At 72.8% G+C, this 12,471-nt stretch carries 10 protein-coding genes and 1 pseudogene; 4 read left to right on the top strand and 7 right to left on the bottom strand.

Features of this window, described 5'->3' with window-relative positions:
- Positions 1-235 precede the first annotated feature (235 nt).
- The 5 genes from AC3ET3_RS11915 to AC3ET3_RS11895 form a co-directional block, all read right to left on the bottom strand.
- Complete coding sequence (locus AC3ET3_RS11915) at positions 236-1,384, bottom strand: nucleoside triphosphate pyrophosphohydrolase (protein ID WP_435612083.1); 1,149 nt, start codon at positions 1,382-1,384, stop codon at positions 236-238.
- Positions 1,385-1,509: 125 nt separating this feature from the next.
- The gene (locus AC3ET3_RS11910; RefSeq protein ID WP_432135486.1) at positions 1,510-2,157 is read right to left on the bottom strand and encodes a SurA N-terminal domain-containing protein; all 648 of its coding nucleotides are present in this window, start codon (positions 2,155-2,157) and stop codon (positions 1,510-1,512) included.
- A gap of 502 nt (positions 2,158-2,659) precedes the next feature.
- Entirely contained in the window at positions 2,660-4,156 is a 1,497-nt protein-coding gene (locus AC3ET3_RS11905; RefSeq protein ID WP_432135566.1) for a serine/threonine-protein kinase, read from the bottom strand.
- 38 nt (positions 4,157-4,194) lie between these two features.
- Positions 4,195-4,851 (bottom strand): hypothetical protein, encoded by a 657-nt coding sequence (locus tag AC3ET3_RS11900; RefSeq protein ID WP_435612082.1) that lies wholly within the window; start codon positions 4,849-4,851, stop codon positions 4,195-4,197.
- Between the two features lie 188 nt (positions 4,852-5,039).
- Positions 5,040-7,145 carry an N-6 DNA methylase gene (locus AC3ET3_RS11895; protein ID WP_432135488.1) on the bottom strand — a complete coding sequence of 702 codons (2,106 nt, stop codon included), beginning with the start codon at positions 7,143-7,145 and terminating at the stop codon, positions 5,040-5,042.
- A gap of 244 nt (positions 7,146-7,389) precedes the next feature.
- Between AC3ET3_RS11895 and AC3ET3_RS11890 the strand changes: the two genes are divergently transcribed.
- Entirely contained in the window at positions 7,390-8,094 is a 705-nt protein-coding gene (locus tag AC3ET3_RS11890; RefSeq protein WP_432135489.1) for an Rv1352/Rv1906c domain-containing protein, read from the top strand.
- 215 nt (positions 8,095-8,309) lie between these two features.
- Positions 8,310-9,092: a hypothetical protein gene (locus AC3ET3_RS11885; protein WP_435612081.1), complete on the top strand. Its 783-nt coding sequence runs from the start codon at positions 8,310-8,312 to the stop codon at positions 9,090-9,092.
- Positions 9,093-9,360: 268 nt separating this feature from the next.
- Here the strand turns inward: AC3ET3_RS11885 and AC3ET3_RS11880 are convergent, their stop codons facing one another.
- Positions 9,361-10,089: an HNH endonuclease family protein gene (locus AC3ET3_RS11880; protein WP_432135491.1), complete on the bottom strand. Its 729-nt coding sequence runs from the start codon at positions 10,087-10,089 to the stop codon at positions 9,361-9,363.
- A 194-nt stretch (positions 10,090-10,283) separates the two neighbouring features.
- Between AC3ET3_RS11880 and AC3ET3_RS11875 the strand changes: the two genes are divergently transcribed.
- Complete coding sequence (locus tag AC3ET3_RS11875) at positions 10,284-10,469, top strand: antitoxin (RefSeq protein ID WP_432135492.1); 186 nt, start codon at positions 10,284-10,286, stop codon at positions 10,467-10,469.
- 251 nt (positions 10,470-10,720) lie between these two features.
- On the opposite strand, the pseudogene AC3ET3_RS11870 reads toward AC3ET3_RS11875, so the two are convergent.
- Positions 10,721-11,609 (bottom strand): annotated as a pseudogene (locus AC3ET3_RS11870) (SCO6745 family protein).
- A gap of 116 nt (positions 11,610-11,725) precedes the next feature.
- Between AC3ET3_RS11870 and AC3ET3_RS11865 the strand changes: the two are divergent.
- Complete coding sequence (locus AC3ET3_RS11865) at positions 11,726-12,415, top strand: TetR/AcrR family transcriptional regulator (protein ID WP_435612080.1); 690 nt, start codon at positions 11,726-11,728, stop codon at positions 12,413-12,415.
- The last annotated feature ends 56 nt before the right edge of the window (positions 12,416-12,471 follow it).

The raw sequence follows: 12,471 nt of genomic DNA, 5'->3' as shown, positions 1-12,471 counted from the left end.
GGGGGTCCTGGGGGGCGCGGGTGGGGCCGCCGGGGGGAGGGGTGGGTCCAGGCCCGCCAGGGGTGGGGGCGGAAGCGGGGCCAGAGCCGCCAGGGGTGGAGGCGGAAGCGGGGCCAGGGCTGGGGGCGGGGTGGGGCTGGTCGGTCACGCCTTGACGTTATCGGGGCGGGTGGGAGGTCGTAGGTGGGTGGTGGCGACAGGGCAGGTGGTCGTGGTGGTGGGAGGCGCTCCCCGATCAGCGGGGACGGTCGAGGTCAGAAGCCGGTGGAACACTCCGGTCAGCGGGAGCGGGCGGGGTCGCGGACTGCTCGGCGGTCCGTATGGCGTCTCGGTAGGCGCGGGCGGCGGCGCGCAGGGCGGCCTCCGGGTCGATGCCCTCGGACTCGGCGCGGGCGGCCAGGGACAGCAGCTCGTAGCCGACTCCGGTGGCGGCCGGCAGCGCGACGTCGAGGCCGGCCGTCCGGACCCGGGAGGCCAGCTTGGCCGCGAGGGCCAGGCCCGGCTGCTGGAGCGGGATGCCCTCCGTCACCGAGGTGCGCCGCTTCTCGGCGGCCTTGCTGCGCAGCCAGTGCTCCTTGACCTCCTCCGGAGTGGTGGCCGTCGCGTCGCCGAAGACATGCGGGTGGCGGTGGATCAGCTTGTCCACGATGGTGCCCGCCACGTCGTCCACGGAGAACGGGGACTCCGTGTCCTCCTCCGCTATCCGCGCGTGGAAGACGACTTGGAGCAGGACATCGCCCAGTTCCTCGCGCAACTCGTCGCGGTCCCCGTCCTCGATCGCCTCGACCAGCTCATAGGACTCCTCGACCGCGTACTTCGCCAGGCCCTGGTGGGTCTGGCGCGACGACCACGGGCACTCGGCGCGGATTCGGTCCATGACCTGGACCAGGTCGAGGAGACGGGCGCCCGGCAGGTCGTAGGAGGCGGGAAGGAGCTCAAGCTCGGGCATGGCCACCCGGCCGGAGCCGGCCAGCCGGGCCAGGCCGTCGGTGAGGGCCGGCTCGCCCTCACCGGTCGCCACGACCACCACGGTCCGCCCGTCGGCGCATCGGGCGACCAGTTCCTCGGCCGTGGGGGACGCCTCCGTCACGGCTGTCCCCGCCTCCCGCAGATACGGCAGCTGCGGGTGGGCGCCGTCGGCGCACAGCACCTGGTCCGCCTCGCGCAGCGCCTGCCAGGCGGGCCAGGACAGCAGGCCGGGAGCGACACGGTGACTGGTGGTGAGCAGGATGATCCGACCGGCGGCGGGGGCGTCGGGAGCGGTGCCGGGGTGGGCCGGGGAAGCGGGCGCGGAGCCGGGGCGAGCGAGGTCGGAGCCGGAGCGGGCAGGTTCGGAGCCGGGGCCCGTGCCGGTGGAGCCGTTGGGTGGGGTCACGTCGTTCACATCTCGAACGTAACGCACTCCCGCCGCCGGGCCCGTGGGTTATCCACAGGCCCGGATGCGCGGTCGTATTTTCAGATCGAATATGAGGTGCGGGCCCTGTCCGGCTGTCCGCAGGACCTCGTGGATCAGGCCGTCTGCTGGGTCCCGGCGGCGGTGACCTCGCGTACCCACGGCGTCGGCGCGTCGACCCGGCCGACCTTTTGCACGTCCCAGTTGCCGTAGCGGGGGTTGAGGTCGACGCCGAGTTCCTGCGACGCCTCGGACAGGGCGGTCCAGAACTCGGGCCGGTTCGTGTCGGTACCGAGTGCCTGCGCGAGCTTACGTGCCTGCAGCTGGAGGCGGAGGTTCTCGTCGAGGCGCTGCGGCGGGACGCCGTACTGCTGCAGCCAGGCCATCTCCAGCCCCTTGGCACCGCCCGCCTGCTGTTCCAGACCGGCCCGCATCTGCTGGATCTCCTTGCGGCTGACCGTCACCCCCGCGTCGTCGGCGGCCCGCTGCAGCACCTGATCGAGGACCATGCCGTGCAGGGTGTCCCGGGTGAGGCTGCCGGTCTGGGCGACGGCCTGCGCGTACTGGGCGTCGTCCGTGACGGCCGAGCGCTGCGCCGCGCGCACCTCGTTGACCCGGCTCTCCAGCTGCGCGACGGTGATCCGCTCGTCGCCGACGACGGCCGCCGCGCCGGGATGCGCATCGTTTCCGCAGGCGGTGAGGAGGGGCCCGGCCGCGACAATCGCGGCGGACAGCAGAAGCGCGGTGCGGCGACGGCGGTGCAAGGGAGCCTCCCGAGGAGATTGTGCGGCGGTGCACAAAGTCTTGCGGTGATCGATGGTAGGCAGTGGGGCGCCTGTGGCCAACCCATTCGACCAACGATTCATCTCGACTTCGGGCATCGCCGCGCCCGCCGGGCAGAGAGGCGGGGCCACGGCAACCGCAGCAGCCGCTTGCGACGCACCATTCGGGACGCTCGCACCGGCCGCCGCTCTCGGGTCGTCCTGGGCGCCCTCGCTGTCAGCCCCGCAGCGTCCCACGGGGAGAGCCCGAGCTGCCCGGCGCGGAGGAATCGTCTCCGGGCCTCAGGCTGCCCACCCCACAGGGGTCGTCGCCTCGGACGGGCGCGGCGGCGACCCTCGGGAGTCACTCTCCTCGGCTCGGACGGGCGCGCCGCCGGCCCGCGGGAGTCACGCTCGTCGCCTCGGACAGGCGCGCCGCCGACCCCGCAGGAGACACTCCCGCCGCCTGCCGGCCCGCTCGGGTGTGAGCGCGACGCGAGGCGTCCTACCCGCGCACCTGTCCCAGCCACTGCAGCGTTCTGCGGACCTCCACCGCCAGGGGGTGGGCCGGGCCCTGGAAACGCTCGACGTCGTGCAGGAGCCGGACGAGGGTGTCGTGGGCAGCGGCGCGGTCCCCGACGGCGAGCAGCAGCTGGCCGATGCGCCGGCGCACGTCGTGGGCGAGCGCCGGGTCGCCGGAGACGTACTGGTTCTCGTAGTACGGCAGCAGCGCACGGTACTCGGCGAGCGCTGCCGCCGGTTCGCCGAGCTGCTCCAGGCATTGCGCGATGTCGTAGCGGAACCGCAGCGACTGAGGGTCGGCCTGGCCGGCCTCGGTAGCGCGTTCGTCGGCGAGGCGGCGCAGTTCCGGCAGCGCGCGCCGGTACTGGCCGTCGTCCATGAGCGTGGCCGCGTACTGCTTGCGGAGGGTGCGGACGACCGGGGAGTGCTCGCCGTGCTGTTCGGCGGCGGCCGGCAGGATCGCGCTGAGGATGTCGACGGCCTGGGTGATGCGGCCTGCGCCGAGGAGGCGCTTGACCTCGTCCACCGCGTCGGCGACGTCGGGTTTCCCGGCGCGGCCGGGCACGGGGGTGGCGGAGGCGGCGGGCTGGGGCGCGGGCGTGCGCGCCCGGTCCGGCCAGGGGGCGTGGGGCCGCGCGAAGGGGCGCGTCGGGTCGAGAGGCGCCCCCGTGGGCGCCCCGCGCGCGGGCAGGAGCAGCGCCAGGTCCTCGTACACCTCCTGCGCGGACCCGGGCCGGTGCTGTGGATCCTTCGCGAGCAGGCGCAGCACCAGGGACTCCAGCGCCTCCGGCACCTCGGGGCGGAGGCGGCGCACCGGCACCGGGGGCTCGTACAGATGCCGGTGGAGCACGCCGAGCGCCGTGGACCCGGAGAAGGGGACGTCGCCGCTGAGCAGTTCGTGGATGAGCACGCCGAGCGCGTACAGGTCGGTGTACGGACCGACCGCGCCACCCATCGCCTGCTCGGGCGCCATGTAGGCGGGGGAACCGATGGGGGACCCGGTGTGGGTGAGGCGCGTGGTGTCGCTGTCCATGACGGAGGCGACGCCGAGGTCGAGAACCGTGACCGTGCCGTCCTGCTTCACCATCACGTTCCGTGGCTTGAGGTCGCGGTGGACGATCGGCACGGCGTGCACGGCGCTCAGCACGGCGCACAGTTGCGCGGCGACCGCGACGGCCCACTGCCACGGGTAGGGGTCGTGTTCGGCGAGGTGGTCGGACAGGTCCGCGCCGTCGACGTACTGCATGACGAGGAAGAGTTCCTCGCCCTCGCTGCCCGCGTCGTGCACGGTGACCAGCCCGGGGTGGTCGACCTGGGCGGTCACCCGGCACTCGCGCAGGAAGCGGCGGCGCAGCTCGTCGGCCTCCGCGCCGGCCACCTTGTCCGGGCGCAGCAGCTTGACGGCCACGCGCCGGTCGAGCCGGCGGTCGTAGGCCGTCCAGACCTGGCCCATGCCGCCCTGGCCGATGAGGGTGGCCAGTTCGTACCGGTCGGCGATGACGCGCCCCTGCGCCACGGTCACCTACCGCTCTCGTGGTCGCCCTCGGAACGTCCCTCCTGCTTGCGCAGGAAGTCGCTGAGTTCGTCGAGTTCGGCCCGCACCTGGTCGATGCGCGCGGGCGCCGGGCGCTGCGTCGGCGGGACGGGGCCCGGCGGCGTCGGGTGGGCGGGCGGCGGCCCGGGGACGGGCGTGTGCGAGCCGGAGCCGATGGTCGTCCGGTACGGGGATGCCGGCGGTGTCGGGTGCATCGGCTGGGCGGGCTGCGCCACGGGCGGGTAGCCGTAGGGCTGCTGCACGGGCGGCGGAGCGGGGGCGGCCGCCTGGGGCGGGGCGTAACCGGCGGGCTGGCGCCGTCGGCCGCCGAGCTGAACGTCCACGGTCAGGAAGTAGGCGGCGCTCGCGGCGCCGAGGATCAGCACCGTCGCCAGGGCCACGTCCCCGCGCGCGTCGTCCTCGGGTACCGAACCGACCACCGCCAGCGCGATGATCGACAACGGCAGGCTCACCCAGGCCGCCGCCCAGTCGTACCACCGGCCGCGCAGGTGGGCGACTCTGAACAGCGGTACGCACGCGAGCAGTCCGCACGACAGGAAGCCGGCGGCGGCGAACAGCACGCGCAAGGTGATGACGGTTCCCTCATTGCGGGAGGGCGGCACCGCGCCGTGGCCGTACATGACTGCTCCTGGACCGGGTGAGTTCTGACTGGCGGATCGAGCGTATAGGCCGACAAGGACAACCGGTCCGGGTTGTACCGAACCGTTGCCGCACTGATCGCTTTCCGCGGCGTGGCAGCGCTGCCGGAGACGGGACGCCCGGTGGGTGCGGGGCACCCGGGGGGTGCACTTCGCGCCGGGGTGACGGGTCAGTCCGGGGCCACCGTGCCGTCGGCCAGGCCGTCGTACATGCCGCGCACGAGTTGGTCGCCGAGCCGGCTCGCATGCCTGAGCGCCCGCTCGAACTCGTCGAGTGCGCGGAATCGCGCGCCGTAGCGCCGTTGTTCGTCGAGCGGGAGCCGGGGGAGCTGCAGTCGGCGCACGTCCAGCCGCGTGGCCGTGGACGCGTAGCTGCTGGCCTGGCGGGTGTTGGCGGTACCGCGCAGGAACCCGGCGAGGAACCACGGGTCGAGCGCCGCGGGATCGGGGCGCAGGAGAACCAGGTTGCGCCCCAGGGCGGCGCCTCCCGTCGCCTCGTCGATCACCCGCGCCATCGCGCCCCCGCCGAGCACCGGCACGACGATGTCGCCCGGCTCGGTGAGCACGGCCTCCTCATCGCTCTCGGGAAGCGTGCCGGAGGGCGCCGCGCCGGCGAGCACGTCGTGATCGGTGAGCACGGGCACGCGCGCGGGTCCGCCGCTTCCGCCGGTGCGAAGGGTGAGCGCGCCCCCGCGTGCGAGTTCCCCGACGGTGGTGAGGGGCCATCGCACGGGCTGTGCGGAGGCGGCAGGCGGGGGCGTGAGCCGGGTGGTCAGGCGCAGGGTCTCGTCCAGGCGCGCACGCACCGACGCGAGCGCCTCCGCGCCGTCGGCCACCGCCGGGGGCGGCAGATGGCGGGCGGGGGCCAGGTCCACGTCGTCGTCGAGGAGTTCGACGACGGGCACGGTGCGGGCCAGGCCGGGCCGTTCGTCGAGGGCGCCGGTGCGGTCATAGGTCCGCCAGGCGCCCAGGGCAGCCTCGCGCACGGCCTCCCAGTCGGGGCCGCCGCGCCCCTCCCCCGCGTACTGGCCCGTGTCGGCGAGCAGCACCTCGGCCCGGGACGGCGCCGTGCCGGGCCGGCGCAGCACCCAGAGGTGGAGAGCGATGTTGTTCGGGGGTGCCGCGCCGACCGGCAGCGCGATCACCGCGCGCAGCGCGCCCCGGCGCAGCAGGTCGGCGCGGATCCGGCGCCCGGAGCGCCGGGACGCGGAGGCGGGAGGCATGAGGACGACGGCGGTGCCGCCCTCGCTCAGCCGGGCCAGCGCGTGCTGCACCCAGGCCAGCTCGGACTCGGTGCGCGGGGGGAAGCCGTACTCCCAGCGGGCGTCGTAGGCGAGTTCGTCGTGGCCCCAGTTCCGCTCGTTGAAGGGGGGATGGCACAGGACGACGTCGGCGCGCAGTTCCGGGTGCGCGTCGGCGCGCAGGGTGTCGCCGACGGCGCCGTGCACGGCGGCCCGGGAGTGCAGGGCGAGCCGCAGCGAGGTGAGCGCGGCCAGTGCCGCTGAGCTGTCCTGCGCGTAGAACTCCTGGCCGGCGCTGGGGGCAACGGCGCGCAACAGGGCGCCTGTGCCGCATGCCGGGTCCACGACGGTGCGGGCGGGGCCGGCCAGCTCGGCCATGAGACGGGCGAGTTCGGCGGGGGTGAGCGTGTACTGGCGCGGGTTGGCGTCCAGGTGCCGCCCGAGGAGGAACTCGAAGGTCTGGCGCGCGCCCAGGTCAGCGGCGAGTTCGGCGACGCCGCGCAGCAGCGGGACGGAGGGCAGCAACTGCTCGTCGGTGGGCGCGTGAACGGCACAGGCTCCGGCGTCCGGGGTCCCGGCTTCTGCGGTCCCGGCGTGCGGAACCCTGGCGTGCGCCCCCCCGGCCGGCTCCTGGGCGCTCTTACCGAACCGCGGCGCGAGCACTGCCGCCAGTGCCGTGGGCAGCCGCTCCGCGAGACGCTCGTCCGGGTCCGCGCTCAGCTCCAGCCAGACCGTCGGCCGGTCGTGGATGAGCAGCAGAACGAAGCCCGCGTGGGTGAGCGCGGCGACCGGGCCCTCGGGGTGGCCTGCGAGTTGCTGCCAGACCCGTTCACGCAACGGCACCTCGGCGAGTTTGCCCTGCTTGCGCAGCCAGCCCTCCACCTCCATGAGGGCGAAGGAGGGGCTGGTCTCGGTGCCGCCGACCGGCTTGGGGAAGTCGGCGTGCCGACGGCGCCAGTTACTGACGGCGGCCCGGCCCACCCCCGCCATCCGGGCAATGCCGGCGGCGGTCACCTCTGTCGCGTTGTCCTGCACTCGCCCGCTCCCCTCGTCCGCCTCGTACCGAGGCCGCACACCCGCCAGGCCGACACGCACCCTGTGATGCCGAGCTGTGACGCCGAGCATACCGAGGCTCGCAAGAGCACCCGCTTCACGGCCGTGTACTCGACGACTTCCGTGAACAATGTTGACTCGGTTCACAGGCCATGCTCTGATTGACCCAGCGGAACGGCGGCGGCCACAGAGAGGCCGTCACCACGCACGGGGAGGGAATCCAGCCATGGGCATGAAGACGAAGATCGCGGTGGGGGCCGTCGTCGGGGCCGTCGTCATCGGAGTCGTCTCGGCGACCGCCGGCGACGACGGCGACGGCAGCAAGGACAGCGCCGGCAAAGGCACCACGTCCTCCGCGGCTCCGACGCCCGGCAAGAAGAAGGACGCGGACGGCGACGGCAAGAGCGCCGGCCAGGACAAGACCGGGACCGCGCTCTCCGGGGACGGCGACTACGAGGTCGGCATGGACATCAAGCCCGGCACGTACCGCTCCACCGGCAACACCGACGACCTCTGCTACTGGGAGCGAGCCAAGGACTCCTCCGGCGAGGCGGACTCGATCCTGGCCAACGACAACGTCACCGGCACCAGCTACGTGACGATCAAGCCCACCGACAAGCTGTTCAAGACCAGCGACTGCTCGGACTGGGAGGCCGTCGACCCCAAGGTCAAGGGCACCGGCAACCCGGCGACGAAGATGGCCGGCGAGGGCGGCATGTTCAAAGTGGGCGTCGACATCGCCCCGGGCACCTACAAGTCCACCGGGAACAGCGACGACTCCTGCTACTGGGAGCGGTCCAAGGACGCCGAGTACGGGGACGAGTCGATCATTGCGAACGACAATGTGAACGGCTCCGCCGTCGTCACCCTCAGCGCGTCGGACGGCTACTTCACCACGTCCGGCTGCCAGGACTGGGTCAAGACCGGCTGACCAACCCACCGGCCCCGGCCGGCCGAGGGGCTCAACGTCACCCATGCCGGGGGCCGAGCGTCTCTCACACCGGGGTGAGCGCCCTTGACCTTCAGCGCTCACCCCGTCCTCACACCGTCCTCATCCCGCTCACCCCCGCACCGCCGGGCCCCCGCGCCCCCCGCACCGCTCGACTCACCCACAGCACAAGATCACACCCCCATTCGAGGAACCCCATGCGCCGTACCGCACTCGCCGCTCTCTGCGTCGCCGCCGCGACCGCCACCACGCTGACCGCCTGCCAGTCCGACAAGGGCGACACCGTCAGCACCTCGGACAAGTCCACCGGCGCCACCGCCTCGGCCACCACCACACCGGAGAGGGACCCGTTCGCCGGGCTCAGCGGTGGCGAGATCGCCGACCGCGCGCTGACCGCCACCAAGGGCACCTCGTCGCTCCGCGTCAAGGGCGACATTCCCGACGATGAGACCGGCGACGTCATCACCATCGACATGGCTCTGAACAAGAAGGGCGAGTGTGCGGGCACCCTGAGCATGGGCGGTGGCAAGACCGACCTGATCCGGACCGGCGACACCGTGTACATGAAGTACAACGAGGCGTTCCTGCGCGCGCAGAGCAAGGGCGAGTCGCCGGACGAGGCCGATTCGATCGTGACCATGCTCGCGGGCAAGTGGACGAAGACCACCGCCACGGGCGAGGACGCGATGGACCTCTCCGAGTTCTGCGACCTGAACTCCCTGCTCGACGACACCGACGAAGGCCGCCCGGTGGCCACCCGGGGCAAGACGACCACCGTCGACGGCACGCCCGCCGTCACCGTCACCGAGAAGGACGGCAAGGACGTCTACACGGTGTACGTCGCCACCGAGGGCAAGCCGTACGTGCTGCGCATCGACAGCACCTCCGCCGAGGACCCGGGCACCATCTCCTTCAGCGACTTCGACAAGCCGGTGCAGGCCCGGAAGCCCAGCGGCGACATCATCGACCTGGACAGCTGACCGGGGCGGCAACGGTCATCGGGGCGGGCGCGATCCGCTCGCCCCGTCGCCCCGGTAGGGGCACGCAGACGCAGTCACGGATGGCACGCAAGTCACGGGTGGCACGGCAGCCGGTCCGACCGCGCGTGGCGGGTCAGCCGCATCGGGCGGATGGCCCCCGCCGGTACGGCCTCATCGGCGCGGACGGCTCCCTGCGGCCCGGGCAGGATCTCCTCAGCCGACGACGCCCCGGCCGGTCCGGTCGCCCCGGTTGCCCCCGTCGGTCCGGTCAGTCCGCATGGAAGCGCTCCGGTGCCCGTGTCGGGTTGCCGCCCGACGGGAGCTTCTGCTCCGGACAGGCGGACAGCACCTTCACCATCGCGGCCTTCTCGGCCGCCGTCACCCACAGCCCGTACTTCTTCTTCACCGCGACCTGCGCGGCAACGTAGGGACAGCGGTACGACTTGTTCGGCGGGAGCCAGGTCGCCGTGTCGCCGTCCCCCTTGGAGCGGTTGGTGCTCGCGTCCACGGCCAGCAGGTTGAGCGGGTCGTTGGCAAGGGCTATGCGCTTGCTGCCGTCCCAATACTTGGCGCCCTTCTGCCAGGCGTCCGAGAGGGCGACGACATGGTCGACGTCGACCTGGCTGCGACCCCGCCGGTAGGTGACCGCCTTGCCCGAGTAAGGGTCCGACTCCAGCACTCCGTAGGACACCTTGCAGTCACCGCCGGTGAACTTCACCCGCTCCAGGTCGCGCTTGAGGATGTCGTCGCGGGTGTCGCAGCCGTTGGAGTCCGTGTCGGCCCACGGTGTGCCGAACCTGTCGCGGTCGTACCCCGTCTTGGGCGCCCGCCCCTTGACCGTCAGCTCCTTCGCGGCGGTCAGAGCGGCGCCTCCGGCGGCGGCGGAGGAGGGGTTCGTTCCTGGGGTTCCGGGGCCGGTGACGCCGTCCGTGCACCCCGCCGTCACAGCGCATATCAGTGCCGCGCCGACCGCCGCCCCGCCCTTCAGCCGCTTCACGTCTGCCCACCCCTCGGTCTGACTCCCGTTACCGTTCCGCCCAGGGCGGTCTTCCCCCGGCGGATGCGCCTACACCGTAACGAGGGGGCGCACAGTGGCTGTCGGGAGGTTCGGGCGGCACCTCCCTCCAGGTGGGCATTCTTCTTGATTCCGACATATGGTCGATGGTGAGTCGTCTCCGGAAGGAGCTCTGGATGGGCATCTTCGACAGGTTCAAGAGCAACCGCCACATGCAGGACAAGGGCAGGGACATGTCCGACGCGGCGGAACGGAAGGCCAACGAGAGGACCGACAGCAAGTACGAGGATCAGGTCGACGCTGCGCAGCAGAAGATGGAGGACCGGCTCGGCATGGACCGCGACCGGCCGGAGCAACCATAGGACTTCACCGCTGCCCAGCCCGGCCCGCGGCCCGTCACAGACGACTCACGGACACCGCCGCGGAACGGAGCCGCCCGCGGATCACCTGCCGCGGGCGACTCCGCGCGTTCCGCGCCACTCGTCCGGCCCTGCTGTGCGCCCTCCGCTGACGACCCGCTCTACCGCCCGGCTCTGACGCTTCGGAAGCCCCCGCCTCTCGCCTTCCGGCACCCGGCGCCCGCCGGGTTGCCCCTCTGCCCCGTCGGCCGAGTTCAGACCTTGCCTATCCCCAAGGTCGTCTCCGATGGCAGCAGGCCTGAGCCGATCACCGCCACCCAGTAGTCACCGAGGAGGTCAGAGAGGCGGTCCGCGGCATCCTTGCCGAGGGTCTGCCAAGGCCCCAGGGCGAGGCGGTCGGTGTCCTGCTCGACACGGCGGCGCAGGTCACGGCCGGCCTGCGTCGCCGCGCCGTCCCGCTCGTCCACCAGGCCGCGGTCCGCCAGGCGGGCTCGGGCGGCCGCCCACTCGTCGGCGGTCCAGCCCCGGCTCTCGAATCGGCGCTCCGAGGCCGCGCCCGTCACAGCGAACGACACCAGGGCCTCCACCGGGTCCAGTCCGGCGAGGAGCAGGGCGGCGAGATGACCGTCGCCGCGGTGCTCCCGCAGGATCGTGGCCGCCTGCCAGAGCTGGAGATGGGGCTGCTCCGGCCACGCCAGTGCGGCGTTGGCCGCGGCCAACGGCCGGCCGGCCGGATCCGCCGCCTCGGCGGCCCGTCGAGTCAGGGCGGCGGCCTCCGCCAGTTCGGAGCTGTTCACTCGGTCACCGAAGAGCGCGCGGTACGCACGGTCCACCCCCCCGCAGTCGCGCCGCCAGCACCTCCTCCGGACTCGCGGTCTCCCACGCCCCGGCCATGCAGGTGGCGACCATGACGGGACTGAAACTGTAGAACGCCGAGGCGACGACACCATCGGCGACCGGACCCAGCGGCGCGGAACGCAGCGGGAAATAGCTCAGCCATCGCTCCCGCGTGTCGTAGCCGAGCCCGGCCGCCTCTTCGAAGACCTCCGGCGCGAAATACAGCACCGAGTGCAGTGGCTCCAGCAGATGCCAGAGCCGGCGCGCCCGGCCCGGCTCGACCGTCTCCTCGTTCACCTCGGACATGCGCATCCCCCTCGTCACGGTCAGCCCGCACGGCCGCCTCAGTAACTAGTCACTGACAAGATTGCACCGACCCCATCGAACTTGTCAATGCCTAGATCTGGCGTACGCTGCTGTCCATGAGTGCAGAACCCCCCGCCGTGCCTTCCCTCGACGCCTCCCGCCGCCCGTACCACCACGGTGATCTCCGGCGGGCGATCCTCTCCGCCGCGCTCGACGTCATCGCCGCCGACGGGCCGTCCGCCCTCAGCCTGCGCGACCTGGCCCGCCGCGCCGGCGTCTCCCACGCGGCACCCGCCCACCACTTCAAGGACCGCACCGGCCTGCTCACCGCCATCGCGGCCGAGGGACATGGGCTGCTCGCCCAGACGATCGCCCAGGCGACGGACCTGCGGGACGCCGGAGTGCGCTACGTCCGCTTCGCACGTCGGCACCCCGCGCACTTCCAGGTGATGTTCGCTCCCGAGTTGCTCCGCGCCGACGACCTCGAACTGATCACCGCCCGCGCCCTCTCGGCCGCCGCGCTCACCGACGCGATCGCCGCCCGGGACTCCGACGGCTCGACCAGCCCGGACGCCGGTCTCGGCCGCGAGCCGGGTTCCGTTCCCGGGCACGAGCCGGGTTCCGTTCCCGGCGCGGACCACGCCGGGTCTCCCGCCGACCCCCGCCTCTCCCGCGTCGCCGTCTGGTCACTCGCTCACGGTTTCGCCACTCTCCTCCTCAGCCACAACCTCGACACCCTCATCGGCGAGGACGACCCAGAGGACGTGCTCCGTGCACTGCCTTTCACCCTGTTCCCGGCGCGCTGACAACGCGACACCGCCGTCCGGCGCGACGAGGAGCGGGCACGTCGCTCAGGGCCGGC

It is taken from the genome of Streptomyces sp. bgisy159, from assembly GCF_057707805.1.
The sequence above is the reverse complement of the archived record's forward strand: the minus strand, read 5'-3'. Positions and strand labels throughout refer to the sequence as shown.